This is a genomic window from Pseudomonas sp. FP1762 (assembly GCF_030687105.1).
In the GTDB taxonomy this organism is placed as follows: Bacteria; Pseudomonadota; Gammaproteobacteria; order Pseudomonadales; family Pseudomonadaceae; genus Aquipseudomonas; species Aquipseudomonas siliginis.
In genome coordinates this window covers 215,012-240,817 of record NZ_CP117458.1, presented here as the reverse complement: position 1 = coordinate 240,817, position 25,806 = coordinate 215,012, and the positions used below count along the sequence as shown (strand labels likewise).

19 protein-coding genes are annotated in these 25,806 nt (G+C 60.9%); 7 read left to right on the top strand and 12 right to left on the bottom strand.

Annotated elements, in window-relative coordinates; genetic code table 11:
- Position 1: 1 nt before the first annotated feature.
- Genes PSH90_RS01015 through PSH90_RS01005 form a run of 3 tightly spaced genes read right to left on the bottom strand, consistent with a single transcriptional unit; the run spans position 2 to position 5,216 of the window.
- Positions 2–3,055 carry an efflux RND transporter permease subunit gene (locus PSH90_RS01015; RefSeq protein WP_305381962.1) on the bottom strand — a complete coding sequence of 1,018 codons (3,054 nt, stop codon included), beginning with the start codon at positions 3,053–3,055 and terminating at the stop codon, positions 2–4.
- Positions 3,052–4,116, bottom strand: coding sequence for an efflux RND transporter periplasmic adaptor subunit (locus PSH90_RS01010; RefSeq protein ID WP_041477460.1), 1,065 nt, complete (start codon positions 4,114–4,116; stop codon positions 3,052–3,054). Before PSH90_RS01010 ends, PSH90_RS01015 begins: the two co-directional genes overlap by 4 nt.
- Positions 4,113–5,216, bottom strand: a complete 1,104-nt coding sequence (locus tag PSH90_RS01005) for an efflux RND transporter periplasmic adaptor subunit (RefSeq protein WP_150637886.1) — start codon at positions 5,214–5,216, stop codon at positions 4,113–4,115. The genes PSH90_RS01010 and PSH90_RS01005 overlap by 4 nt, the downstream gene beginning before the upstream one ends.
- 146 nt (positions 5,217–5,362) lie before the next feature.
- On the opposite strand from PSH90_RS01005, the gene PSH90_RS01000 reads away from it, so the two are divergent.
- Positions 5,363–6,523, top strand: coding sequence for an AAA family ATPase (locus tag PSH90_RS01000; protein WP_056787044.1), 1,161 nt, complete (start codon positions 5,363–5,365; stop codon positions 6,521–6,523).
- A gap of 830 nt (positions 6,524–7,353) precedes the next feature.
- On the opposite strand, the gene PSH90_RS00995 is transcribed toward PSH90_RS01000, so the two are convergent.
- The 7 genes from PSH90_RS00995 to PSH90_RS00965 form a co-directional block, all read right to left on the bottom strand.
- Complete coding sequence (locus PSH90_RS00995) at positions 7,354–8,151, bottom strand: MetQ/NlpA family ABC transporter substrate-binding protein (RefSeq protein WP_041477458.1); 798 nt, start codon at positions 8,149–8,151, stop codon at positions 7,354–7,356.
- A 167-nt stretch (positions 8,152–8,318) separates the two neighbouring features.
- Positions 8,319–9,251 carry a sigma 54-interacting transcriptional regulator gene (locus PSH90_RS00990; RefSeq protein ID WP_095181118.1) on the bottom strand — a complete coding sequence of 311 codons (933 nt, stop codon included), beginning with the start codon at positions 9,249–9,251 and terminating at the stop codon, positions 8,319–8,321.
- A gap of 51 nt (positions 9,252–9,302) precedes the next feature.
- Positions 9,303–9,884 carry an alpha/beta hydrolase gene (locus PSH90_RS00985; RefSeq protein ID WP_041477456.1) on the bottom strand — a complete coding sequence of 194 codons (582 nt, stop codon included), beginning with the start codon at positions 9,882–9,884 and terminating at the stop codon, positions 9,303–9,305.
- A gap of 362 nt (positions 9,885–10,246) precedes the next feature.
- Positions 10,247–10,648 (bottom strand): biopolymer transporter ExbD, encoded by a 402-nt coding sequence (locus tag PSH90_RS00980; protein ID WP_056787038.1) that lies wholly within the window; start codon positions 10,646–10,648, stop codon positions 10,247–10,249.
- 1 nt (position 10,649) lies between these two features.
- Entirely contained in the window at positions 10,650–11,375 is a 726-nt protein-coding gene (locus tag PSH90_RS00975) for a MotA/TolQ/ExbB proton channel family protein (RefSeq protein ID WP_041477454.1), read from the bottom strand.
- Positions 11,376–11,420: 45 nt separating this feature from the next.
- A complete protein-coding gene (locus PSH90_RS00970; protein WP_252877230.1) occupies positions 11,421–12,236 on the bottom strand; it encodes an energy transducer TonB in 816 nt (271 codons plus the stop codon).
- 408 nt (positions 12,237–12,644) lie between these two features.
- Positions 12,645–15,005 carry a TonB-dependent receptor gene (locus tag PSH90_RS00965; RefSeq protein WP_305381961.1) on the bottom strand — a complete coding sequence of 787 codons (2,361 nt, stop codon included), beginning with the start codon at positions 15,003–15,005 and terminating at the stop codon, positions 12,645–12,647.
- 165 nt (positions 15,006–15,170) lie between these two features.
- Between PSH90_RS00965 and PSH90_RS00960 the strand changes: the two genes are divergently transcribed.
- On the top strand, positions 15,171–16,115 hold the full coding sequence (locus tag PSH90_RS00960; protein ID WP_056787027.1) for a LysR family transcriptional regulator: 945 nt from the start codon (positions 15,171–15,173) through the stop codon (positions 16,113–16,115).
- 178 nt (positions 16,116–16,293) lie between these two features.
- Entirely contained in the window at positions 16,294–17,910 is a 1,617-nt protein-coding gene (locus PSH90_RS00955) for an alkaline phosphatase family protein (protein WP_305381960.1), read from the top strand.
- A 197-nt stretch (positions 17,911–18,107) separates the two neighbouring features.
- Here PSH90_RS00955 and PSH90_RS00950 read toward each other — a convergent pair whose 3' ends face one another.
- Complete coding sequence (locus PSH90_RS00950; RefSeq protein ID WP_056787022.1) at positions 18,108–19,016, bottom strand: TauD/TfdA family dioxygenase; 909 nt, start codon at positions 19,014–19,016, stop codon at positions 18,108–18,110.
- Positions 19,017–19,198: 182 nt separating this feature from the next.
- Here PSH90_RS00950 and PSH90_RS00945 point away from each other — a divergent pair, with 182 nt between their 5' ends.
- A complete protein-coding gene (locus tag PSH90_RS00945; RefSeq protein ID WP_095181123.1) occupies positions 19,199–20,119 on the top strand; it encodes a LysR family transcriptional regulator in 921 nt (306 codons plus the stop codon).
- Positions 20,120–20,219: 100 nt separating this feature from the next.
- Here PSH90_RS00945 and PSH90_RS00940 read toward each other — a convergent pair whose 3' ends face one another.
- On the bottom strand, positions 20,220–21,233 hold the full coding sequence (locus tag PSH90_RS00940; RefSeq protein WP_252877226.1) for an ABC transporter substrate-binding protein: 1,014 nt from the start codon (positions 21,231–21,233) through the stop codon (positions 20,220–20,222).
- A 395-nt stretch (positions 21,234–21,628) separates the two neighbouring features.
- Between PSH90_RS00940 and PSH90_RS00935 the strand changes: the two genes are divergently transcribed.
- The 3 genes from PSH90_RS00935 to PSH90_RS00925 are packed head-to-tail and all read left to right on the top strand — an operon-like array spanning position 21,629 to position 25,664.
- The gene (locus PSH90_RS00935; RefSeq protein ID WP_095181124.1) at positions 21,629–23,227 is read left to right on the top strand and encodes an ABC transporter permease; all 1,599 of its coding nucleotides are present in this window, start codon (positions 21,629–21,631) and stop codon (positions 23,225–23,227) included.
- Positions 23,224–24,039, top strand: coding sequence for an ABC transporter ATP-binding protein (locus PSH90_RS00930; protein WP_041477445.1), 816 nt, complete (start codon positions 23,224–23,226; stop codon positions 24,037–24,039). Before PSH90_RS00935 ends, PSH90_RS00930 begins: the two co-directional genes overlap by 4 nt.
- Before the next feature lie 14 nt (positions 24,040–24,053).
- The gene (locus PSH90_RS00925; RefSeq protein ID WP_150743119.1) at positions 24,054–25,664 is read left to right on the top strand and encodes an arylsulfatase; all 1,611 of its coding nucleotides are present in this window, start codon (positions 24,054–24,056) and stop codon (positions 25,662–25,664) included.
- Positions 25,665–25,806 lie beyond the last annotated feature (142 nt).

Genomic DNA, 25,806 nt, shown 5'->3' with positions numbered 1-25,806 from the left:
TTCAGGAAGATTCTTTTTCAGGCTCGCGAATCTTGTACCAGGCCACATACAGCGCCGGCAGGAACAGCAGCGTCAGCAGCGTCGCCACGACAATCCCGCCGATCATTGCGTAGGCCATCGGTCCCCAGAAAACTTCGCGGGCGATCGGGATCATGCCCATGCTCGCTGCCGCTGCGGTCAGCAGGATCGGTCGGCGCCGGTGTTCGGTGGCTTCGACCACCGCGTCCCACGGCGCATAGCCTTTCTGCTCGAACTCATCGATCTGCGTCACCAGAATCACCGAGTTGCGGATGATGATGCCGATCAGCGCGAGAATCCCCAGGATCGCCACGAAGCCCATCGGCGTGCCGGTCGGCACCAGCGCCAGGACCACGCCTATCAACCCCAGCGGCGCCACACTGGCGACCAGGAACATCTTCTGCACGCTGTGCAACTGGATCATCAGGAACGTCGCCATGAGGAACAGCATCAGCGGCAACACCTTGGCAATCGGCCCCTGGGCCTTGCCGCTTTCCTCGACCGTGCCGCCGGTGGCGACCTTGTAGCCGACCGGCAGTTTCGAGGCAAAAGCATCGATCGACGGCTTGAGCAGTTTCACCAGATCGGTCGGCTGAATCTCGTCGCGCACCGAGGCCTTGATGGTAATGGTCGGCAAGCGGTCGCGACGCCAGACCAACGGCTGCTCCAGTTCATAGCGCACGGTGGCGAACGCCAGCAGCGGAATCGAGGTGCCGCTCGGCGTGACGATCTGCAGGTTCTGCAGGGTTTCCGGGGTACCGCGCTCGGAATCCACGGCGCGACCGACCACGTTGATCAGGTAGATATCGTCATCGACCTGGGTCAACGGTGAGCCGCTGACAATGCTGTTCATCAGGTTGGCCACATCTTCTGACGACAGTCCCAGTTGCCGCGCCTTGTCCTGGGCGATGTCGATGCGCAGGACTTTGCCGGGCTCGTTCCAGTCGTAAATGATCTCGCCGATGTGCGGGTTCTTGTCCAGTTCGGTGGCCAGATCGATGGCGTGTTTGCGCACCTGATCGACGTCTTTGCCGCTGACTCGATACTGAATCGGACGCCCCACCGGCGGGCCCATTTCCAGAGCCTGCACGTAGCTGCCGATGCCGACGAAGTCTTTGTGCAGGCGCTCACGCAAGCGCTGGCTGAGTGCCTCGCGGGCTTCGAAATCCTTGCTGACGATCACCAGTTGCGCGTAGTACGGGTTCTGCAACTGTTGGTCCAGCGGCAGGTAGAAACGGATCGCCCCCTGACCGATGTAAGTGCTCCAGCGCACGATGTCCGGGTCGCCCTTGAGCGTCGCTTCGAGCTTGTCCACCGCCTTGCGGGTTTCGTCGATCGAGGCGTTTTGCGGCAGGTTCAGGTCGACCAGAATTTCCGGGCGGTCGGAAGCGGGGAAGAACTGGTTCTGCACGAAACGCATGCAGAACACCGCCAGCACGAACAGCAGCACGGTGACGCCGATCGCCCACCAGCGATTGCGCATGGCCCACAACAGACCACCGTTGAACGCCCGGCCGACGCGACCCGGCTCGGCATCGTGGGCCTTCACCTTGTCGCTGAGGATGTGCACGCCGATCACTGGTGCGAAGAACACCGCGACCACCCACGAGACGATCATCGCCACGGCAATCACCGCGAACAGCGTGAACGTATATTCACCCGCCGAACTGGCGTTGAGGCCGATGGGCACAAAACCGGCGACGGTCACCAGCGTACCGGTGAGCATCGGGAATGCCGTCGAGGTGTAGGCGAACGTCGCCGCCTGCTCCTTGCTCTCGCCCATTTCCAGGCGCGTGACCATCATTTCCACGGTGATCATCGCGTCGTCCACCAGCAGACCGAGGGCAATGATCAGCGCGCCGAGGGAAATCCGCTGCATGGTGATGCCGCTGTATTCCATGAACACAAACACCATCGCCAGCACCAGCGGAATCGAGCAGGCCACCACCAGACCGGCGCGCACGCCGAGGCTGATGAAACTCACCACCAGCACGATGATGACCGCTTCGAACAGTGCGCTGGTGAAACCGCCGACGGCCTCTTCCACCACCACCGCCTGATCGGAAACGGTGTGCACGCCGACGCCGACCGGCAAATCTGCGGTGAGCTGGTCGATGCGCTCATGCAGCGCTTTACCGAACTCCTGAACGTTGCCGCCCTTCTGCATGGCAATCGCCAGGCCGATCGCCGGTTTGCCGTCGAAGCGGAATTCCGGTCTCGCCGGGTCGACGTAGCCACGGCTGATCTCGGCGATGTCGGCCAGACGATAGAAGCGATCGTTGAGCTTGAGATTGACCTCGGCCAGATCTTTCTCCGACTCGAACTGGCCCGAGGTGCGCACGGAAATCCGCTCAGGCCCCGCCTCGATCACCCCGGCCGGAGTCACTGCGTTCTGCGATTGCAGGCTCTGCACCACCTGGCGCTGGTCGATACCTAACGCGGCAAGTTTGCGCGTGGAGAAGTTCAGGTAAATCGTTTCGTCCTGCTGGCCGACCATTTCGATTTTGCCCAGCCCCGGCACGTTGCGGATTTCTGCGCGCGCCTGTTCCACGTAATCGCGCAACTGGCGCATGGTCAGGCCGTCGGCGGTGAAGGCGTAGACCGAGCCGTACACGTCACCGAACTCATCGTTGAACCCCGGCCCCTGAATACCCTGGGGAAACTGGCCGCGAATGTCGTCGATCTTCTTGCGCACCTGGTACCAGATTTGCGGAATGTCCTCAGCGCTGGTGGTGTCGCGCAGGTACACGTACACCGTCGATTCGCCGGGGCGGGTATAGCTTTTCACGTAGTCGAGGGAATCGAGCTCTTCGAGTTTTTTCTCGATGCGGTCGGTGACCTGCTTGAGGGTTTCTTCCTGGGTCGCGCCCGGCCATTTGGTCTGGATCACCATGGTCTTGATGGTGAATGACGGGTCTTCTTCGCGGCCGAGATTGAAGTAGGAGAACACCCCCATCAGCAGCCCGACGAACATCAGGTACCAGACGAATGACTGGTGCTTCAAGGCCCATTCGGAGAGGTTGAAAGAGCCTTTCATTGACTGTCCTCGTCAAGTTTTACCGATTGTCCGGGTTTGAGACTGTTGACGCCGGCGCTGACCACGCGCTCGCCGTTTTGCACGCCACCGGCCAGCACCACGCTGTTGTCGCCACGGCTGACCACGCTGACGTCGCGCGGGTTGACGGTTTTGTTCTGCGTGTCGATGACCCAGATCCGGGTTTTACCGTCGGCTTCCTGCAACGCCGTCACCGGCAGTTCGATGCGCGGCTTGATCGCCGAGCTGAGGGTCACGCTGATCGCGGTGCCGAGGCGGAAACCGTCCGGCGTATCCGACAGGGTCAGGCGCGCGCGGCGGGTGCGCGTGGCGCTTTGCGCCTGGGGTTCGATCTCGCGGATGATCGCCGTGGTGTTGATGCTCGGGTCGAGTTGCGCGGCCACCGAGAACACCACGTCGCTGGGCAGCTGATCGACCAGCGTATCGGGCAGATCGATCACCGCTTCCTTGATGTCAGGTTGCGCCAGCGTCACCACCTGTTGGCCGGCAGTTACTACTTGCCCGGCTTCGGCGTTCCACGCGGTGACCACGGCTTTGTGATCGGAGCGCAGCTCGGTGTAGCTCAGTTGATCCTTGCTCTGGCTGACCGCCGCGCGGGCCTGATCGAGCGAGGCCTGAGTGGTTTTCAGATCGGTATTGGCGACGTCCAGTTGCGCCTGCGCACCGACGCCGCGATCAAACAGCGCTTGCTGACGACGTGCATTGGCCTGGGCGTTGATCAGTTGCGCCTGGATTCTCGCCAGATCGCCCTGGGCCGAGCGCAACTGGTTCTGCTGGTCGGACGGATCGAGGGTGGCGAGCAAGGTGCCCTTCTGCACCTCGGCGCCGACATCGACGTTGCGGCTGGCGATGCGTCCACCGACGCGGAAACCGGTGTTGCTCTCGTAACGCGCCTGAATGCTCCCGGCAAAGCGTCCGAGGCTTTCTTCGTTGAGCGCTTTGACCGTGACCGACAGCACCGGGCGTACCGGCTCCGGCGGGGTTTCCTTTTCCGAGCAGGCGCCCAGCAGCAACGCCATGCACAACAGGCCGAGGCGCTTCATGGCTGCGCTCCCGGTTGCAGATCCTTGTAGGTGTTTTCGGCAATCTCGACTTTCATGCCGGGGTGCAGCAACTGACCGCCGGCGACAATGACTTTCTCGCCGCCCTTGAGACCTTCGCTGATGATCACTTTGCCGGTCAGGTAGCGACCGACCGTGACCGTGTGCAACTGCGCTTCACCCTTGTCATCGACCAGCCATACCGCCGGGTCGCTGACGTTTTTTGTCAGCGCTGACCAAGGCAGTTCCACCGCCGATTTGCCGGTGCCCTTGGCGGTGGCACTGACCACCGAACCGAGCTGCATGCCCGGCGGCAGTTTGTCGAGGCTGACCTTGACCTGCACGGTGCCCGATTGCGCAGACACCGATGGCGTGATCTCACGCACGGTGCCGGTGGTCTTGATCGCGGGATCGTCGAGCAGGCTGACCACGATCGAACGATCGGACGGACGCTCGGCCAGCAGCGATTCGTAGACATTGAATACCGCGTCGCGGTCGCCATCGCGGGCGAGGCTGAAAATCGGCGCGGTGGCCTGCACCACCTGGCCGACTTCGGCCTGGCGCTCGGTGATCACCCCGGGTGCATCGGCGATCAGCGCGGTGTAGCTGAGCTGGTCCTTGGCGTTCGCCAGTTGCGCCTGCGCCGCGCTCAATGCGCTCTGACTGCTGCGCAGCGCGGCTTGTGCCGAATCGTATTCGCTCTGGCTGGTGTAGCCCTTGGGCAGGAGTTTTTGCTGACGCACGAAAGCGGCCGCCGTTTGCTTAACGCGGGCCTGTTCGGCGACGACCTGGGCCTGAGCGGAATCGACGTTGGTCTGCAGATCCTTCGGATCGAGTTTGGCCAGCACCTGTTTGGCCGTGACGCGGTCGCCGACATCGACCATGCGCTGGATGATTTTGCCGCCGACGCGAAATGACAGCTGGGTCTGCACCCGCGCCTGCACATCACCGGTAAGGGTCACCGCTGCGGCGTAGTTGGCCGGTTCGACCTCTTGCACAAAGACCCGTGGCAAGTATTCCTCAGCAGGCTTCTTGTCGCCGCAAGCGGTGAGCAACGCCATGGCGCTCACGGCCATCAGCACTTTCAATCCGGGACCCGCCATGCACACTCCTTGGCCTTAAATGCTGCTGTCGAGACGATACGACTTCAGAGCTTAGAACAGGGTTCCACGGTTGCGGACGCCAACACCAGATTTATCTCATTAAAGGTATGCTGCGCGCGTATCGCAGTGACCCGGAGAAGGATTTCATGCTCAACACCCTGGCGGTGGCCAATTACCGCTCGATCAACAAACTGGTGATTCCGCTCGGGCGCCTGAACCTGATTACCGGGCCAAACGGCAGCGGCAAGTCCAACCTCTACCGCGCCTTGCGCCTGCTGGCGGAAACCGCCCAGGGCGGTGTGGTCAATGCACTGGCGCGTGAGGGCGGGCTGGAATCGACGTTCTGGGCCGGGCCGGAAACCATCAGCCGACGCATGCGCAACGGTGAAGTGGCGATCGAGCCGACGGTGCGCCAAGGCGTGAAAAGGTTGCGCTTGGGATTCGCCGGCGAGGATTTCAGTTACGCCATCGGCCTGGGCCTGCCGGAGCCGAGCACTTCATGCTTTTCCCTCGACCCGGAAATCAAGCGTGAGTGCATCTGGGCCGGCCCGGTGTTTCGCCCGGCGAGCCTGCTGGTCGACCGCAACGGCCCGATGATCCGCGCCCGTGAAGGTCGCGCCTGGGATGTGCTGGCGCAACACACGCCGAACTTCGACAGCCTGTTCGATCAGGTCGGCAATCTGCGCAGCTCGCCGGAAGTGTTTCAGATGCGCGAATTCATCCGGCGCTGGCGCTTTTATGATCACTTTCGCAGCGATGCCGACGCGCCGGTGCGTCAGCCGCAACTGGGCACGCGCACGCCCGTCCTGCACCACGATGGCCGTGATCTGGCGGCGGCCTTGCAGACAATTATCGAGATTGGCGATCCGCAAGCACTGAGCGCGGCGATCAGCGATGCGTTTCCCGGCGCGCGGCTGAATATCGCACTGTTGGCCGGTGGGCGTTTCGCTATCGAGTTTTATCAGGAAGGCTTGTTGCGACCGCTGTCAGCGGCAGAACTGTCGGACGGCACTTTGCGTTATCTGCTGCTGATCGCCGCCCTGCTGACCCCACGACCGCCATCGCTGATGGTGCTCAACGAACCGGAAACCAGCCTGCACCCGGACCTGCTGCCGGCGCTGGCGCGGCTGATCATTCGCGCTTCGGAGCAGTGTCAGGTGTGGGTGGTGTCACATGCGCGACGATTGATCTCGGCGTTGCAGGAAGACCCGGAATGCAATTGCATCGTGCTGGAGAAGACGCTGGGCCAGACCGGGATTGTCGGGCAGCGGGTGCTGGATGAGCCGGCGTGGCAGTGGCCGGATTGAGGGTGCCAGCGAAAAGCCCCTCACCCTAACCCTCTCCCAGAGGGAGAGGGGACTTCACCGAGTTGTTTGCGAGAGTTACGCCGACCTGAAAGCCTGAAGTCGAACCTGATTTTGAAAAGCCCAGACATCGGCTCCCTCTCCCTTGGGAGAGGGCTGGGGTGAGGGGCGAGCCTCACCGCTGATCCAACGGGCAATCACCCCAACCACTTGCCCCCTTCACCAATCACACTCTCAGGCCGGGTGTCATCACTCAGCTCTTTGCGCACATATTGGGTGACCGAATTTTGCTTAGCCCATCTGGGCTGCCCACATTCATCTCGCTTAAACATTATTCTGCGGGTTTGCCGGGAAGGAATAAGACGGCTATTTTTCCTTGCGCTGTAGGACGGATCTTTTTTTCAGGAAAGACCTCCAAGGACCCACAGCTTTTGGCCAGACTCTCCGGCCCATCCACCACAAGGAAGAACAACATGGACGTAAAAGTGCCGCAGCGGCTGGATCCGCAGGACATTGTGAAATTGCTCAGGGCGTTGCGCCGGGCGTTGAAGACTACAGCGTAAGTCGAAAGCCCCTCACCCCAACCCTCTCCCGAAGGGAGAGGGGGCCGACCGTGGTGTCTTTCGTCGTACATCGACCTGACGAACCGAGTCGATTATGGATTCAGCGACGCACGAACAGGTCGGCGGGCCTCTACAGCATCCCCCAATCGGTCCCCTCTCCCTCTGGGAGAGGGCTAGGGTGAGGGGCTTTTCAAGACACACAAAAACGCCGATGACCATCACTGGCCATCGGCGTTTTCACGTCTGAAGCGGATTCACTCAAGCGTCAGATCAGAACGCCGGCAATACCGCGCCGCTGTACTTCTTCTCGATGAAGGCTTTGACTTCCGGGCTGGTCAGGGCCTTGGCCAGTTTCTGGATCGCGTCACTGTTCTTGTTGTCCTCACGGGCCACCAGGAAGTTCACGTATGGCGAGTCAGCGCCTTCAATCACCAGCGCATCTTTCTGCGGGTTGAGCTTGGCTTCCAGCGCGTAGTTGGTATTGATCATGTCCAGATCAACTTCTTTCAGCACGCGCGGCAGCAGCGCCGATTCCAGTTCCTTGAACTTGAAGTTGTGCGGGTTCTTGGCGATGTCTTTCGGCGTTGCCAGAGCGTTTTTCGGATCTTTCAGTTCGATCAGACCGGCCTTCTGCAGCAGGATCAGCGCACGGCCGCTGTTGCTGCCTTCGTTCGGGATGGCGATGGTGGCGCCATCCGGCAGTTCAGCCAAGGTTTTGTACTTGCTCGAGTAGCCACCGAACGGTTCAACGTGTACGCCCTGCACGGTCACCAGGTACTTGGATTTGTCATCCTTGTATTTGCCCTGGTTGAAGCTGTCCAGATACGGCTTGGTCTGGAAGTAGTTGGCGTCCAGACGCTTCTCGCCAACCTGTACGTTCGGCTGCACGTAGTCGGTGAAGACCTTGATTTCCAGATCGACGCCTTCTTTGGCCAGGGTCGGTTTGATCAGCTCAAGGATTTCAGCGTGGGGCACCGGCGTTGCGGCAACCACCAGTTTCTCGCCGGCGTTGGCGAAAGAAGCCGTCAGCGCAGCCGCCAATGCGGTAAACAACAGAACCTTTTTCATGCAGTGTCCTTATCGAAAATCACGGTCGTCATCGACGACGGCATTTAATACGTGTGCCAGTGAAGTGATATCGCTGGCGTGAGGCGGACAATACCCGGATTTTTTATTCCCGGACAATAACGTTTATTCAGCTTCATATTCCATTTTGTTCATGCTGAAGAAAATGCTTATACCGCCTCGCTCAAGCGAATCAGCCAATCTTTCAAGGCCTTACGCTCTGCACTGCTACCGCCGATGTGGGTCTGCCTCACCAGACGTTCGATCTGAACCTGCGGCGCAGACGCGTCAGGCAGGTTCAGATGTTCCGGCAGGATCTCGTCGCCGGTGCTGACCAGCAGAGCGAAGTGGATGACGTTTTCCAGTTCGCGGGTGTTGCCCGGCCAGCCGTGTTGTTCGAGCACATGTTGCGCGGCTTCGCTGATCAGCGGCACGGGCAGGTCCAGACGCTGGCTGTAGATGCCAAGGAAATACTCGGCCAGCGAGAGGATGTCGCCGGTCCGCGCGCGCAACGCCGGCAGCTCCAGATGACCCTCGCTGAGATAGTGATAGAGCCGCTCGTGAAATTTCCCGGCGTCCACGGCCTGGGCCAGATCGATGCTGGTCGCCGCCACCAGACGCACATCCACGGGGCTCGGCTGATGCGCACCGACGCGGGTGACTTCGTGATTTTCCAGCGCCGCGAGCAGCTTGACCTGAATCGGCAGCGGCAAATCGCCGATCTCATCCAGGTACAAGGTGCCGCCGTTGGCCGAACCGAACCAGCCGGCGCGGCTGCTGGCCGAACCGCTGTAGCTGCCGGCGGCGTAGCCGAACAGTTCGGCGTCGGCGTAGGTCGGGCTGATCGCGCCGCAGTTCACCGAAACGAACAGACCGCTGCGGTCACTGGCGCGATGGATATGCCGGGCGAGCAGCTCTTTACCGGTGCCAGTCTCACCGCGAATCAACACTGAAATCGAACGGGGAGCCAACTGCTCCAACTCCTCGCGCAATTGCCGCGAGCGTGGGTCGACGAACACCAGCGCCTTGGCGCGAATGCTCAGGGGGCTCTTTTCCGCATCGGGAAAGGTCAGCAAGGGCTGACCGAAGGTTTCAAAACTCATGGTAGGCTCCCGCCCAAAACCGCCAGCCGACGGGGGCGTTGAAAAATTAGATCAGGCGCGACGGCGGGCGTGGTCTTCCAGGCGGTTTTGCAGGCGATAGAGATAGGCGAAACCCTGCTCCCAACGCTGATGCCCGGACTTGACGTTGATGTGCCCGGCACCGGCAAGAATCCCCGCCTCCGCCCCCCAGTTACGTGCCAGTTCGAGCGCGCGCGGGGCACTGACGGCGGCGTCGTTGTCGGAGCTGACGACCTGACTGGGAAACGGCAAAAGATCCGTCGGGATCGGCGCGAAATTGCGCAGTGCCGGCGCACAGGCAGGACGCTCGACATCGGCCGGCGCAACCAGCAACGCCCCGCGCACCTGACGCAGGTATTGCAGCGGCGCAGTCGCCGCCCAGTGGGCAACGGTGATGCAGCCGAGGCTGTGAGCGATGAGAATGACCGGCGTGCTGTCGGCGGCAATCGCTTCGGCCAGCGCGGCGACCCAGTCCTCACGGCGCGGCGTCAGCCAATCGGCCTGTTCCACCCGTGCGCTGTTCGGCAGGCTGTTCTGCCAATGGCTTTGCCAATGATCTTCTGGCGATCCTTGCCAGCCCGGCACAATCAGGTAGCGGATTGATTCGTTGCGCATGGGGAAGCTCTCCTGCGTCGTGTCTGTTCCGGGTCGAGTATAGGGAGAGGAGTTATATTCGTTAAGGAATAAGAAGCTATTTATTAAGACCTGTATCGAATATGTGATCTGTGTAGGGCGTGAGATTCTTCCCCCTCACCCCAGCCCTCTCCCCCAAGGAGCGAGGGGGAAAGGGAGCTGATCTTCAGGCTCTTCAAATCTTGAGTTCGACTGGATTTCTCATATCGGTGTATAGCCGCCAGACAACCCGGTCAGTCCCCTCTCCCTCCGGGAGAGGGCTAGGGTGAGGGGCTTTTCAAAAACTGAACGCAAAAAAAGGGCCGCACCCTGCCAAGGAGACGGCCCCGGAAAAACGAAATCTGTCACCGCGCAGTAATCACCGACAACTTGGTAATCCCCGCCCGTTCGATCGAAGCCATGGCTCGCGCCACTTCGCCGTAATTCACCCCGTCATCGGCCTGCAATTGCACGCGCACCTCCGGGTCCTTGGCTTTGGCCGACTTGAGGTTGAATTCGAGCAAGTCGGGCTGAATCTCGTCCTTGTTGATAAACAGTTTGCCGACGCCGTCGATGCTCACCACCAGCGGATCCTTCTGCTCGACCGGCGCCACCGCTTCGGTCTTCGGCAGGTTGATCGGGATCGCGTTGGTCAGCAGCGGCGCGGTGACGATAAACACCACCAGCAGCACCAGCATCACGTCTACCAGCGGCGTCACGTTGATTTCACTGAGCACCTCATCCGTGTCTTGCGTGGAGAAGGCCATATCAGGAGGCCTCCTTCACTTTTGCCGCGTTGCCCGACGTTGCCACTTTGTGTGCGGTCGGGTGGATCAGCACGCGGAACGCGCTCTTCTGCGCCAGGCTGTAGAAGTCGTGGGCGAAGTCATCCAGATCCGCGGCGGTCAGTTTCAGCCTTCGCAAAAAATAGTTGTAAACCAGCACCGCCGGCACCGCAACGGCGATCCCCACGCCGGTCGCGACGAGTGCCGCACCGATCGGGCCGGCCACCGTTTCCAGGCTCGCCGAACCGGCGGCGCTGATGCCTTTCAAGGCCTCCATGATTCCCCACACCGTGCCAAACAGACCAATGAACGGCGAGGTGCTGCCGATACTCGCGACAACCGCCAGACCGGTTTCCAGCGAACGCCGTTCGCGGACGATCTGCTGGCGCAAGGCACGCTCGAGGCGATCCTGATGGTTGATCGCCTGGCTCAGATCATTCGCCTGCGGCGCCTCGCCCACCTGGATCGCTGCATAGCCAGCCTGCGCCACTCGCGCTGCGGCGCCGGGCTGGGTTTCGCTCAACTCTGCCGCGGCATCCAGACTCGACGCCGCCCAGAAACGTTTGTGAAAGCGCCGATCCTGCGCTTTCAGACGACCGAACTGCACAGCCTTGAGCAACGCCAGGCCCCAAGTGGCGACGGAAAAAACCACCAGCAGCCAGATCACCGCGCTTTCGATGGATTCCAGTGGAGATGCCAGTAACGTCATGATGTGTTCCCTCGTGTAAACATTTCGCGCGAATTTGGTTTCGGTTTAATGAATCTTGAAATCGATGGGCACGCTGACCCAGCCGTCCTGGGCGACATCACCCTGTTTGGCCGGAACGAAACTCCAGCGCTTTACAGCGTTGAGCGCTGCGTCGTCGAGCTGCTGCCGGCCACTGCTTTTGGCAATCTGGATCTCGCCCGGTTTACCGCTGGCCAACACATGCACCCGTAACAACACCGTGCCTTCCCAACCGCGCCGCTGGGCCAGCGACGGGTATTCCGGCGCCGGATTTTTCAGATACGCAGCGTTGGCTGAAGCCGGGGTAACGGGCGCCGGTGCCGGTGGCGCAGCCGGCGCTGGTGCGGCGACGGGCGCTATCGGTTTCGCTGGCGCTGGCGCTGGCGGCTGCTCTACTGCCTTTGGCGCCGGTTTGGGCGGCGGTTTCACCACCGGTTTGGGTTTGGCGATCGGCTTGGGCGGCGGCGGTTTCACCGCCAACTCGTCCTCCACTGGCGGTGGCGGCTCGACCACGGGCGCCGGTGGTGGCGGCGCAACAACCGGCGGCGCGGGCGGAGCCGGGCGAGAAAACTCGATAGTCATCGGCGGAATTTCCGGCGGTACCACCGGCAGCACCGGCGTCGGTTTCTGGCTGACCCAATAAATCACCGCACCGTGCACAATCAACGCGAGCACACCGAGCAGAAGGGTTTCGCGCCGACTCAAAATGCCCTTGGGCGCACGTTGCAAACGCAACTGTCCCAACGGCATCCGGTGCGGCCGGCCAAGATCGACCAGTTCGCCACCCGGCGTGTGCCGCCACAGCAATTCCCCTGCGCTGACGGCGGTCTGGACATTGCCCATTGTTCAACTCCCTGCGGTCTCTTTCGTTCTACGAGCCAAAGCGATCGACCCGCCATTCTTGAAGCCCCCACGGCGTAGTCGATGGGGCAATCATTGGCTGTGGACGCTTATCACCGAAAGCAATCTTTAACGTTATGCATAGGCCTTCAAGGAATATGCAGATCGTCCGTTTTTACCGAAGCCGCGCACTACAAGGGCTGCAGCGATCTGCCATAAACGCCATGCTTTTACGGCATGAAAAGTATTCGGCTACGGCATCCGTTAACGCCTTAAAAGGCTGTTTTTGGTTCTCTGATTGCCGACGTCATGCGCCATTGCCGCCGTCGCTGTCGATCAGCTGCGTCTGCTTGCCGGCGCCGCTGAGGATTGGTGAACGGCCATGTCCAGGTCAGCGCCTTGATAGCCCGATCAGAAGTCGTAGCGTCCTGTAACCCCCAAGGTCCGTGGCGTGCCGAGCAGGCCTTCATAGCCGCCGTTACCGCCGGTCCACAGGGTCGTGTAGTAGGTTTTGTCGAAGGCGTTCTTCAGCCACAGCGAGACATCCCACTGGCCCTGATTGAAATCGCCGCGCAGGCCGGTGGAAAGGTTGACCACCGCGTAACTGGGTATCTGCCCGTAATCGGAATCCTCGACCGTGCCCACCGCTTTGGAGCGAAACGCATAGCTGCCGGTGACGTAGGGTTCGAAGCCGTTAGCCAGATTCCATTTGTATTCGCCGTTGGCGTTGCCGATCCATTTCGACGCGCCGACCACTTGATGGCCGCTGAGGTCGCACGAGGCCGGTGCACCCGGGGCCTGGCTGACTTCCGGCGGGCACGGCGCATCCTTGTACGAGAGGTAGCTGACGTCGTTGTACGAGCCGTTGAAATTCAGGGTCAGGCCACGCAGCGGCACCAAGCTGCTTTCGAACTCGATGCCACGCGAGCGCACCGAGCCTGCGTTGGTCAGGTATTGCACGCGGTTGGCGGCGTCGTAGGCGTTGGTCTGGTAAGCGTTGACCTGGGTCCAGAACACGTTGGCGTTGAGTTGCAGGCGGCGATCCCACAGGGTGCTTTTGAAGCCGAGTTCGGCGTTGTTGGCGCGCTCGGTGCCGATCAATAACGAGTCGGCGCCAGCGGTAGGTGCGGAGCCGACCGCAAGGTTGACCCCGCCGGATTTCTCGCCGTGGGACAGCGTGGCGTAACCGAGTATGTCGTCGGTGATGCGATAGCTCAGGTTGAGCAGTCCCGAGGGGCTGGAGCTGTACTGATTCAAGTCTCCGGAATCGTAGACGCCGGCACGGCCGCGACGCGCATTGGCTGCCGCACCCGCCACCGCCATGCCACCGAGCGGCGCGTTGCGGCTGACCGAGGCGTTTTTCTCCTCGTAGGTGCCACGCACCCCGGCGGTGAAATCCAGCCGCTCGCTCAGGTGCCAGGTGCCTTGGGCAAACAGGGCGAAACTGTCGGTCTTGATATGGCCGTTGCCGACGCTGCTGACGTTGGCCAGGGCGCCTGCCGGCGTGCCGTTCCAGATATCCGCTTGCGGGCCGTAATAGGCGAAGGATTTGTTGTCCAGGTCCGAGCCGAAATAGTAGGCGCCGACCACGTAATCGAAGAACTCGCCCTTGGGCGAGGCCAGGCGAAATTCCTGCGAATACTGTTTGTCTTCCACCGACACACCGGCGTTGTAACTGGCCGGCACATTGAGGCCGTCATCGTTGCGCGGGGTGAAATTCCAGAAACGATAAGAGCTGACCGACGTCAGGGTGAAGTCGCTCGGCAACGTCCAGTTGGCTTCCACTGAAGTGCCGCCCTGATGCACGGTGACGTGCTGGTCATTGTCGAGATTGACCTTGCGATGCCGGCCGTTGACCAGCGTCGCCCCGGCCGCGCTGGCCCGCGATTCATACAGATTGACGCCGTTGATGGTCGGCCCGGTGTTGTACAGCACGCGGGTGCCGGCACTGGAATCTTCTTCGTTGTAATCGCCGATCCAGCGCAGATTGAAATTTTCATTGGGCTTGAACAACAGCTGCGCGCGGAAGCCCTCGCGGGAGCCGCCGTTGAGGTCGTGGCCGTCATATTCGTTCTTGATGTCGCCGTCACTGCGCGTGCGATAGGCGGAAAAACGTCCGGCCAACTCATCATTGAGCGGCCCGGAAATCGTGCCCTTGGTCTGGAAATAACCGTCCTCGCCGACCGATGTTTCGATGCTGCGCTCAGGCGTGAAACTGGGCGCGCGGGTGCTGATATTGATGACCCCGGCGGTGGTGTTCTTGCCGAACAGCGTGCCCTGCGGCCCGCGCAAGACCTCAAGCTGCTCGATATCCATCAAGTCGAACACTGCCATACCCGGACGGCCCAGATAAACGTTGTCGATGTACAGGCCAACGCTGCCTTCCAGGCCATCACTGGCCGGGTTGTTACCGAGGCCACGGATCGACACGCTGGACTGCCGCGCATGCATGTAAGCGACGTTGACGCTGGGCACCAGTTGCTGCAAATCCTGAATCCGGTAAACCCGCTGCGTCTCCAGATTCTGCCCGCTGACCACGCTCATTGGCGTCGGCACGTCTTGCGAACTTTCTTCGCGGCGGCGCGTGGTGACGGTCACGGTTTCCAGCTGCGAACCGTTGGCCGCCGCTGTGTCTGCGGGGACGGGCGGAGGGGTTTCGGCTTCGGCGGCATAGCCGTGAGTCCAGCTGGCGCTGCCTGCCAGCAACAGCGCCAAAGGCAGGCGTTTGAGCCGTCGGGGAGATGGGGGTAACGCGAGATTCAACGGACTCATGGCGCGGCTCCTGGTCAAAAAACACACAGACATCTTCAGTGCTGCATATTCTTTTCAGTTATTTATTTATGGATTTACAAATATTTACTGCATAAGAGATTGCCTTTATAAGGAGTCGACCTAATGCATATCCAATGCATTTCCCGGATATTTTTTATGTGAAAAATGCATATCGACTTGCGCCAATTGCGTCACTTCATCGCTCTGGTTGAGCAACGCAGCTTTGTCGCTGGCGCGCAGGCGGTGAACCTGTCGCAGTCGGCATTCAGCCGCAGCATCCAAGCACTGGAACACAGCGTCGGCTGCCAGTTGGTCGACCGTGGGCGCAAGGAATTGCCGCCGACCAAACAGGGCCATGTGCTGCTCGAACATGCGCGGCGACTGGTCAGCGGTGCGCAGCAGATGGCCAATGAGATCAGCCAGTTCAATGGCCTCGAGGCCGGGGAATTGCGCTTTGGTTGCGGGCCGGCGCCAGCCGCCGGATTGATCCCGCGCGCGATCGGCGCATTCATCGGCCGCTACCCGAAGGCGCGCGTACAGTTTCTGGTCGATGACTGGCAGAGCCTGAGCAAACGCCTGCTCAGCGAAGAGTTCGAATTTTTCGTCGCCGATACCCGACAATTCGAGGCCGACCCGGATTACCAGACCCACCGCCTGCGGGCGCGCAAATGGCATTTCTGCTGCCGCGCCGGGCATCCGCTGACGGCGTTCGAACGCATCACCGCCGAGCAGTTGCTGAGTTATCCACTGGCCGTAAGCATTCGCCCGCCGAACCTGCGCAAGGTCATCGTCGACCTCAGCGGCCGCCCTGATTTCACCCCGAATGTGGAATGCGAAAACGGTTCGACGCTGTTGAGCGTGGTGCTGCGTTCGGAGGCGATCGGAATTGTCGGCGCGTATTCCGATGCGCTGCATCTGGCCAAGGGTGAGCTGGTCTGTTTGAAGATCGAAGGCCTGGCGGATGATCTGGAGGAGCTGTACACCCGCTATGGGATTGTCAGCCGCGCGGGGTATCGGTTGTCGCCACTGGCCGAGGCGATGATCGAACAGATCAAGGCGATTGATGCGGAGGATGAGGAGGTGTGTTCGCTGGAGAATTTCGCGGTCTGAGCTGGCCCCTTCGCGAGCAGGCTCGCTCCCACAGGAATACGCATTTCAAATGTGGGAGCGAGCCTGCTCGCGAAGAGGCTGATGCAATCGCTGCATAAAAACCATTCCCCAAATGCACTTGCCGAAAACCCCCACCGACAGCGAAAACCCTCACCTGTCCCACTGACCGGTGAACTCCATGCCCACCCCATCCAACCCCGTGCGCAACGTGCTGTACATCATGTGCGATCAACTGCGCCGCGATTACCTGTCCTGCTACGGCCACCCGCATCTGCACACACCGAACATCGATCGCCTCGCTGCCGAAGGCGTTCGTTTCAGCCGTGCCTACACCCAAGGCACGATCTGCGGCCCGTCGCGGATGTCGGCCTACACCGGGCGCTATGTCAGCAGTCATCAAGTGGCCTGGAACTCGGTGCCGTTGCCGCTGGATGAATTGACGATCGGCGATTACCTGCGACCTCACGGCATCCGCACCGCGCTGGTCGGCAAGACCCATGCGACGGCCAATGTCGACGCCTTGCAGCGGCTGGCGATCAACCCGCAAAGCGCGCACGCCGAGTTGCTCAATGAGGTCGGCTTCGAACCGTACCTGCGCCACGACGGCATCTACCCCGACGATCCGTCATTCGACGACAAGCGCGAATCCGCGCCCTATACCCAATACCTGCGCGCGCAGGGCTTCGATGGCAAGAATCCCTGGCACGACTGGGCGAATGCCGCCGAAGGCGAGAACGGTGAAATCCTCAGCGGCTGGAAAATGCGTCATGCGAATTTGCCATCACGAATTCCCGAGCAACACTCAGAGACTGTCTACACTACAACTCGGGCCATCGACTTCATCGCTGAGCAAGGCGAGAAATCCTGGTGTTTACACCTCTCGTACATCAAACCACATTGGCCATATATCGTACCGTCTCCATACCACGCCTTGTACAGTACGAAATCGATTCTGCAAGCGATCCGCGCGACGCTCTCCGAAGCCAGCAAACACCCCGTATACACTGCCTTTCGCCAACATGAGGAAAGCCGCAACTTCTCCCGCGATTCAGTACGATTGAATGTAATCCCCACCTACATGGGCCTGATCAAGCAAGTGGATGATCAGTTGGGGAGACTGTTCGATTTTCTACAGAGCAACGGGCGCTGGGATGACACGTTGATCGTGTTCACCAGCGATCACGGCGATTTCCTTGGTGATCACTGGCTCGGCGAGAAGGAGTTTTTGCTGGAGCAGGCGGTGGGTGTGCCGTTGATCGTGCGCGATCCTCGGGGGGCGGCGGATGTCACTCGCGGCACTGTCGATGAGCGCTTGGCAGAAACCATCGATGCGCTGCCGACATTTCTTCAAGCACTGGGATTGCCGGCAGCAGAGCATCGGCTTGAAGGGCGTTCATTGATCCCGTTGCTGCACGGGGAAAATCCCGATTGGCGCCGCTATGCCATCAGCGAATACGACTACGCCTTCCAGGCCCCGGCGCGGGAACGTCTCGGCCAGCCGATCGACCGTTGCCGCATGACCATGGTGCGCAGCGAGCGCTGGAAATACCTGGCGTACGACGGGTTTAGACCGCAGCTGTTTGATCTGTTGAATGATCCGCAGGAGCTGAATGATCTGGGTGAGGACCCGGCGTACGCGGCGGTGCGCGAGGAGCATGCCGGATATCTGTTTGAGTGGATGAGGGGGTTGAAGCGGCGGACGACGATCAGCCATCCGGAGATCGATTTGCGCGGGCAGCGGTTTCGTTATGGCGAACCGGAAACCGAGAAGGTTGTTCAGATTGGTGTTTGGTAGCGGGAAGAGCCCCTCACCCTAACCCTCTCCCGGAGGGAGAGGGGACTGAATGGGGGATATTTCAGAGGTGCACCGACCTGATCCAGCTTCACCGAATCCATAATCGATAAGGTCTTTCAGGTCGATGCATAACGCAAGATAACTCGGTCGGCTCCCTCTCCCTCTGGGAGAGGGCTGGGGTGAGGGGCTCTTGATCTTCAATCACGACCTTTGATGGTCTGGCTGCGCTGCCCATTCACCCCCACCGGCACCTCGCCCTTGAGCGTCACCCGGCGCACCACGCGATCCTGGGTGCCGTAATCATCAATCGCGTAATGCTGCGTCGAGCGGTTGTCCCAGATCGCCACATCTCCAGCCTGCCAGCGCCAGCGCACGGTGTTTTCCTGGCGGATCACATGGCTCTGCAGCAAGCCGAACAGGTGTGCCGAATCGGCCTGTGAATAACCTTTGATGCGTTTGACGAAATGCCCCAGCAGCAAGCTCTTCTCGCCGCTGATCGGGTGCACGCGCACCACCGGGTGCTCGGTTTCGTAGACGGTCGAGGTGAAGACTTTGCGATAGCGCTCCAGCTTCTCTGCCGAGACGTCCGGCTTCGCCCCGGCGTAGTCGTACTCGTTGCTGTGCACAGCGGTCAGTTTGTCGGCCAGCTCACGCAGCTCGCTCGGCAAACCGCTGTAAGCGGTCGCGGTGTTGGCCCACAGCGTATCGCCGCCGAATGCCGGCGCAACCACCGAGCGCAGGATCGATGCTTTCGGATAGGCATCAACGAAGGTCACGTCGGTGTGCCAGGAATTGGCGCGCTGGCCCTCGGCGCCGTCCAGCTCCAGAAGGTAGCGAGTGCCTTCACGCACCGGCACGGTCGGGTGCGCCACCGGTTCGCCAAGCAGATGGGCAAAGGCTTCCTGACGCTGATCGTCGAGTTGCGTCTGCTCGCGGAAGAACAGCACTTTGTATTCGACCAAGGCTTGCTGGATGGCTTCGACAGTGGCGGCGTCCAGCTCACCGGACAGGTGAACGCCGCGGATTTCGGCACCGATACGACCGGCCACCGGGTGAATTTCCAGCGCGTGAGAAACGGGTTTTACAGCGAGTGCGGCATTGCTCATGGGAAGACCCTCATCGACGGCTTGCGGTTTTGACGGCAGCGAAACAACGCTCTATCTATATTCCATTTACATCTAATAGATAATCACATGCTTCGTTGACGGAATAAGAGCTTGCATTTAAAACCTCAAGCAACCCTCGTCGCAAATGCCTTCGAGCTATTTTTAGGATGCCGGAAAAGCATATGGATCTTCGCCAGTTGCGCTACTTCATCGCCCTTAACGAACACCGCAGTTTTGTCCGTGCGGCAGACGCCATGGGCATCACTCAACCGGCGTTCAGCCGCAGCATTCAGGGGCTGGAGCAGGAATTCGGTTGCGTGCTGGTCGATCGCGGCAACAAGGATCTGCGCCCTACGCCCGAAGGCCAGGTGGTGCTGCAACACGCCCTGAGCCTGGTGCAGGGCGCAGCTTTGCTCAGCGCCGAAGTGACGCAGATGACCAAGCTCGACGCTGGCGAAGTGCACTTCGGCTGCGGCCCGGCGCCGGCAGTGAAACTGGTGCCGGATGCGGTGGCGCAGTTCATCAATGCGCACCCGAAAGTGCGCACCTGTTTTCAAGTGGATAACTGGGAAAAACTCAGCCGTGCGCTGAGCCGCGAAGAGATCGAATTCTTCATCGCCGACATCCGCCATTTCGAGTCCGACCCGAATTTCCAGACGCAACCGCTGACGCCCAAGCGCGGCGTGTTTTTCTGCCGGCCGGGGCATCCGTTGCTGGCCAAGGAAAGCCTGTCGACCAACGACATGTTCGACTACCCGCTGGCCGCCACACTGATCCCGCCGGGCATTCGCAAGTTGCTGGCGAATCTCAGCGGGCGCATCGATTTCTCGCCGACCATCGAGACCGAGCACTTTCCGGCACTGGTCAAAGTGGTGCTGCAATCCAATGCGATAGGTGTCGGTACCGAGGAGGCGTTTGCCGAGGATGTCGCCAAGGGCTCGCTGGTGCTGCTGCACTGGCGCAACCTGCCGCAGAACCTCGAAACGATGAACGCGCGCTGCGGCATCGTCAGCCGCACCGGGTTTCGACTATCACCAGCAGCGAGGGCAATGATCGAGACGTTGATCGCGTTGGATCGGCAGGACGTCAGCGTCGCTGTCTGAAACCCTTTCGCGAGCAGGCTCGCTCCCACACAGGACCTGTGTACACATCCAATGTGGGAGCGAGCCTGCTCGCGAAGAGGGCAGCGAAGACGCTGGAGATCTAAAGCTTGGCGGCTGAGAGTTCAGGCGCCACCCAATCACTGACCTTGAACGGCTTGCGGATCAGCTTCTGCTGCGCCGCCAGGTCGACCTTGTCTTGCAGGCCGCTCAAGAACACCGGATCCAGTGTCGACGGGAAAATCTCGCTGAGATTCTGATCCTTCAGATCCTGAGCAAGAATCACCGGCGGATAACTGGCCAGCCCTGATACCAGCTGCACATAAGCGTCCTTGTTGCTGTCCTGCGTCAGCCACTCGACCGCTTGCTGCTGCGCCTTGAGCAGTTTCGCAATGACCTCAGGATGGGCGTCGACAAACTTGCCATTACCCAGCAGCACCGCCTGCACGCTGCCAGCGCCGCCAAGGTCCTTGGTGTTGAGCGGCAATTCCGCCAGGCCTTTGGCTTGCAAGGCACTCAGCGCGGAGCTGCCCCACGAGGCATCGATCTGCTTGGCCGCGAGTGCCGAAACCGCCGCGTTGAAATCCAGATTGATGACCTTCAGATCCTTCTCGCTCAGGCCCTGACTGGCGAGCGCCGCATCGAACGACAGCTGCGTCGCCGTCCCGCGAAAGATCGCCACGCGTTTGCCCTTGAGATCCTGCAAGGTCTTGATCCCCGAGCCGGGCACCACGCCGAGGTATTGCTTGACCCCACGCGCCGTCGCGCTGAGCAGGCGCGTGTCCAGACCGTTGGACTTGCCGATGATCGCGGCCAGATCACCGAGATAGGCCAGATCGACCTGCCCATTGGCAAACGCCTCATTGATCACCGGCCCGGCGCCCTTGAAGAAACTCCACTGGATCTTGATGCCCTGCTCGGCGAAGGCCTTTTCGAAGATCTGCTGATCGCGCAGCACATCGACGATGCCGCCGCCGCTGTGTTGAGTGCCGGCGCTGAGGTCGGGCACCGCGATGCGGATTTCCTTGAGTTCTTCGGCTTGGGCGCCAAGCGCAAGAAAGCCTGCAAGCGCCGGGGCGGCCAGCAGGCTGATGATTCGTTTGAAGGGAAGGTTCATGGGTGCGGCTCCTTGATCGCTGAGGAGCCGAAAGTAGGCCGGATGCACACCTTCACTTAAATACTATAAATGCACATTTTTATATCCATATGAGCTAAGCGAGGGCGTGTGCGGTTTGCAGCGCGATATGCATTAACAGCATCGAAAATATTCTTCGAATGCATTGGATGCGCGTAAGCAGGCAAGCCTTAAATGGATTCGCTTATCTCCCGATAGCATCGAACGCAACTTTGTTAGATCAGTTTCATATATGACGAAACCCAGTGTGGGAGCGAGCCTGCTCGCGAATAGGCCATACCAGCCGACATCAGTGCTGCCTGAAACAGCCATTCGCGAGCAGGCTCGCTCCCACATGAAAAGCGGTTCGCCATGCAACCCGACAACGGAGGTCACCCATGGCCCGTCAATCTCTGCTCAGCCTGCCGCTGGCCGCGCCGCCGCTGAAAAGCCGTCGCACCTGGCCGAGCCTGAATCAACGCCTGTTGCCCTGGCTGTTGCCCGTCAGCCTGTTCGTCCTGTGGTGGCTGGCCGCGCGCAATCAGTGGATGAGCGAGCAGATCCTGCCGGCGCCATCGCTGGTGTGGAGCAGCGCTGTGGAACTGGCCCAAGGCGAGTTGTGGAGTCATTTGTGGATCAGCCTGCAACGGTTGTTCTGGGGCTTGTTGGCAGGCGTTTCGACCGGCGCGGTGCTTGGCGCCGCACTGGGCTTCAGTCGACGTCTGGAGCGCCTGGTTTTTCCGACATTCGCTGGATTGGCGCAGGTGCCGACGCTGGCGTGGATTCCGCTGTTCATGGTGTTCTTCGGCATCGGCGAAGTGCTGAAACTGGTGGTGCTGATCAAGGCCATTGTGGTGCCGGTGACCTTGCACACACTGGTTGGCGTGCGCGATGCGCAACCGAAACTGCGCGAAGCCGCCGCCGTGTTGCGCCTGCCGCCGCGTCTGCTGATTCGTCGTCTGGTGCTTCCCGCTGCGCTGCCGGCGTTCATGGCTGGCGTGCGCCTGGCACTCGCCGCCGGCTGGACCTCGTTGCTGGCGGTCGAGCTGCTGGCCTCCAGTGAAGGCATCGGCTATCTGATGGTCTGGGCGCGGCAGCTGTTCATGCTCGACATCGTGTTCGTGTGCATCGTGGTCATCGGTCTGATCGGTGTGGCCATGGATCGCGGCATCGGCCTGCTCGACCGCAGACTGGTGCACTGGCCGCACCCGGCCACCGCGCACATCACACGCGGCCCGCGCTATCAGGGCTGGCAACGCCTGCAACCGTGGCTGTTGCCGCTGGGCTTGTTGGCGCTCTGGCAACACGCCAATGATCAGCAGTGGGTCGACGCGAATATTCTGATCAGCCCTGCGGCTGTGCTGAGCACGACGTGGGACGGACTACTCGACGGCACGCTGGTCAACGGCATGGCGCTGAGCCTGAGCCGCACCCTGGGCGGCTTGCTGATCGGTGGCGGCCTCGGTTTCGCCCTGGGCTTGCTGCTCGGCCTGTCGCGTTTCAGCGAACGCCTGCTCGGCCCGACACTCGCCGCACTGCGGCAGATTGCGATTTTCGCCTGGGTGCCGCTGCTCACCGCGTGGTTCGGCCTCGGCGAACTGGCCAAGTGGGTGTTCGTCGCTCTCGCTGCATTCTTTCCGCTGTTCGTCGCCACCCAGCGCAGCGTCGCCAACCTCTCGCCGCAACTCAACGAAGCCGCGCAAGTGCTGCGCCTGAGGCTCGGCCAGCGCCTGCGTCGACTGGTGCTGCCCGGCGCTGCGCCGGGGATTTTCGCAGGGCTGCGATTGAGCCTGATCTACGCCTGGCTCGGCACCATCGGCGCTGAATATTTCATGCCGTCCAATGGCGGCATCGGCAGCCAGATGATCGGCGCGCAGCAGCTGTTGCGCATGGATCTGATCATGGCCGGCATGCTGCTTGTCGGCCTCACCGGCGCCCTGCTCAACCTGATCGGCCAACGCCTGGAAATTCGCGCGACCCGCTGGAGACACGCATGAACGCACCGATTGTCAGCTTCAACCACGTAGGCAAATCCTTCGCCGTCAACGGTTTCGAACTGGAGGCGATTCGCGAATTCAACCTGGACATTGCCGAGGGCGAATTCGTCGCCATCGTCGGCTCCAGCGGCTGCGGCAAATCCACTTTGCTGCGTTTGCTGGTCGGCCTCGACACCGAGTTTCGCGGACAGATCAGTGTCGATGGCAAGGCCGTCAGCGGCATCGGCGGCGAGCGCGGTATCGTCTTTCAGGAACATCGTCTGTTTCCGTGGCTGACGGTCGCCGACAACATCGGCCTCGGTCTGGTCAATGAACCGCTGAGCGGAGCGCAGAAACAACAACGCATCAAAGACTTTATCGAGCTGGTCGGCCTCAGCGATTTCACCGCGGCCTATCCGCATCAACTCTCCGGCGGCATGGCGCAGCGCGTGGCGATTGCTCGCGGTCTCGTCGCCAGCCCGCGAATCCTGTTGCTCGACGAACCCTTCGGCGCCCTCGACGCACTGACCCGCCAGCAAATGCAGGACGAACTGCTGGCAATCCGCGAACGAGCAAAGATCACCACGATTCTGGTGACCCACGATGTCGAGGAAGCGATTTTTCTGGCCGATCGCGTGGTGGTGATGGAGCCGCGTCCGGGGCGGATCAAGCAAGTGGTCGACATCGCCCTGCCGCACCCGCGCCAGCGCAGCAGTTACGATTTTCATCAGCTGCGCGAAGAACTGCTGCACGAGCTGACCAGTGATGACCATTACCAACCGAGCGCACCGGTGCAGATCCGCGATCTGCCGCTGACGTTCATTGCCTGCTGAACAGGAGTTTCGCGATGCCGCAACGTCCCAACTTTCTAGTGATTCTGGCCGACGACCTAGGCTTTTCCGACATCGGTGCGTTCGGCGGCGAAATCGCTACGCCGAACCTCGATGCGCTGGCCGAGAACGGTCTGCGCCTGACCGATTTCCACACCGCACCGACCTGCTCGCCGACGCGCTCGATGCTGCTGACCGGCACCGATCACCACATCGCCGGCATCGGCACCATGGCCGAAGCGTTGACCCCGGAACTGATCGGCAAACCTGGCTACGAAGGCTACCTGAATGACCGCGTCGTCGCCCTGCCCGAGCTGCTGCGCGAGGCTGGCTATCAAACCTTGATGAGCGGCAAATGGCATTTGGGTCTGAAGGCTGAACTGGCGCCCCATGCGCGCGGTTTCGAGCGCTCGTTTTCACTGTTGCCGGGCGCTGCCAACCACTATGGTTTCGAGCCGACCTACGATGAGCAAACGCCGGGCCTGCTGAAATCCACCCCGGCGCTGTACATCGAGGACGATCAGTTTGTTGACGAGTTGCCGAAGGATTTCTATTCCTCCGATGCCTTCGGCGACAAGCTGCTGCAGTACCTCAAGGAACGCGATCAGACCCGGCCGTTCTTCGCTTACCTGCCCTTCTCCGCGCCGCACTGGCCGCTGCAGGCACCGGCCGAGATCGTCGAGAAATACCGTGGCCGCTATGACGCCGGCCCACAAGTGCTGCGCCTCGAACGCCTGGAAAAACTCAAGGCACTGGGTCTGATCGAGGCAGACGTCGAACCGCACCCGCTGATTCAGCTCAGCGCGCAGTGGGACGCGATGAGCGATGAACAAAGGCAGATTTCCGCACGAGCCATGGAGGTCTACGCGGCGATGGTCGAGCGCATGGACTGGAACATCGGCCGGGTCGTCGATTACCTGCGCCAGCAAGGCCAGCTCGACAACACCTTCATCCTGTTCATGTCCGACAACGGTGCCGAAGGCGCGCTGCTGGAAGCGTTCCCCAAATTCGGCCCGGAGCTGATGACCTACCTCAACCAGCATTACGACAACAGCCTCGACAACATCGGCCGGGCCAATTCCTACGTCTGGTACGGGCCGAACTGGGCGCAAGTGGCAACCGCGCCGTCACGCTTGTTCAAGGCTTTCACCACCGAGGGCGGGATCCGCGTGCCGGCGCTGCTGCACTATCCGCAACTGCCGCTCAAAGGGCAGATCAGCCATGGTTTCGGCACGGTGATGGATATCACCCCGACCATTCTCGATCTGGCTGGCGTGCGGCATCCGGGTAAACAGTGGAAAGGCAAAGCGGTGGCGCCACTGCGCGGCAAGTCGTGGCTGGGCTTCCTGTCCGGCGAGACCGCGCAGGTGCATGACGAGCACACCGTGACAGGGTGGGAATTGTTCGGACGCCGGGCGATTCGCCAGGGCTCGTGGAAAGCGGTATGGATCCCCGGGCCGGTCGGGCCAGCGACCTGGCAACTTTATGATCTGGCGAATGATCCAGGGGAGATTCATGATCTGGCGTTGAGTCAGCCGCAGAAACTCACTGACCTGATCGGGCATTGGCAGCGGTATGTAGAAGAGACCGGGGTGATCCTCAGTGCTTCGCCGTTTCAGCCGGATTGAACCAAGATCAAAAGCCCCCCTCACCCCAGCCCTCTCCCTGAGGGAGAGGGGGAAAGGGAGCAGATCTTCATGCTTTTCCAACCTGAGGTCGGCTCGAAATTTCAGGTCGATGTATCCAGCATAAACAGCTGGATCAGTCCCC

Excerpts from the sequence above, each read along its gene's own strand:
- PSH90_RS01015 (WP_305381962.1), bottom strand. The coding sequence starts at position 3,055 with ATGAAAGGCTCTTTCAACCTCTCCGAATGGGCCTTGAAGCACCAGTCA.
- PSH90_RS01010 (WP_041477460.1), bottom strand. The coding sequence starts at position 4,116 with ATGAAGCGCCTCGGCCTGTTGTGCATGGCGTTGCTGCTGGGCGCCTGC.
- PSH90_RS01005 (WP_150637886.1), bottom strand. The coding sequence starts at position 5,216 with ATGGCGGGTCCCGGATTGAAAGTGCTGATGGCCGTGAGCGCCATGGCG.
- PSH90_RS01000 (WP_056787044.1), top strand. The coding sequence starts at position 5,363 with ATGCTCAACACCCTGGCGGTGGCCAATTACCGCTCGATCAACAAACTG.
- PSH90_RS00995 (WP_041477458.1), bottom strand. The coding sequence starts at position 8,151 with ATGAAAAAGGTTCTGTTGTTTACCGCATTGGCGGCTGCGCTGACGGCT.
- PSH90_RS00990 (WP_095181118.1), bottom strand. The coding sequence starts at position 9,251 with ATGAGTTTTGAAACCTTCGGTCAGCCCTTGCTGACCTTTCCCGATGCG.
- PSH90_RS00985 (WP_041477456.1), bottom strand. The coding sequence starts at position 9,884 with ATGCGCAACGAATCAATCCGCTACCTGATTGTGCCGGGCTGGCAAGGA.
- PSH90_RS00980 (WP_056787038.1), bottom strand. The coding sequence starts at position 10,648 with ATGGCCTTCTCCACGCAAGACACGGATGAGGTGCTCAGTGAAATCAAC.
- PSH90_RS00975 (WP_041477454.1), bottom strand. The coding sequence starts at position 11,375 with ATGACGTTACTGGCATCTCCACTGGAATCCATCGAAAGCGCGGTGATC.
- PSH90_RS00970 (WP_252877230.1), bottom strand. The coding sequence starts at position 12,236 with ATGGGCAATGTCCAGACCGCCGTCAGCGCAGGGGAATTGCTGTGGCGG.
- PSH90_RS00965 (WP_305381961.1), bottom strand. The coding sequence starts at position 15,005 with ATGAGTCCGTTGAATCTCGCGTTACCCCCATCTCCCCGACGGCTCAAA.
- PSH90_RS00960 (WP_056787027.1), top strand. The coding sequence starts at position 15,171 with ATGCATATCGACTTGCGCCAATTGCGTCACTTCATCGCTCTGGTTGAG.
- PSH90_RS00955 (WP_305381960.1), top strand. The coding sequence starts at position 16,294 with ATGCCCACCCCATCCAACCCCGTGCGCAACGTGCTGTACATCATGTGC.
- PSH90_RS00950 (WP_056787022.1), bottom strand. The coding sequence starts at position 19,016 with ATGAGCAATGCCGCACTCGCTGTAAAACCCGTTTCTCACGCGCTGGAA.
- PSH90_RS00945 (WP_095181123.1), top strand. The coding sequence starts at position 19,199 with ATGGATCTTCGCCAGTTGCGCTACTTCATCGCCCTTAACGAACACCGC.
- PSH90_RS00940 (WP_252877226.1), bottom strand. The coding sequence starts at position 21,233 with ATGAACCTTCCCTTCAAACGAATCATCAGCCTGCTGGCCGCCCCGGCG.
- PSH90_RS00935 (WP_095181124.1), top strand. The coding sequence starts at position 21,629 with ATGGCCCGTCAATCTCTGCTCAGCCTGCCGCTGGCCGCGCCGCCGCTG.
- PSH90_RS00930 (WP_041477445.1), top strand. The coding sequence starts at position 23,224 with ATGAACGCACCGATTGTCAGCTTCAACCACGTAGGCAAATCCTTCGCC.
- PSH90_RS00925 (WP_150743119.1), top strand. The coding sequence starts at position 24,054 with ATGCCGCAACGTCCCAACTTTCTAGTGATTCTGGCCGACGACCTAGGC.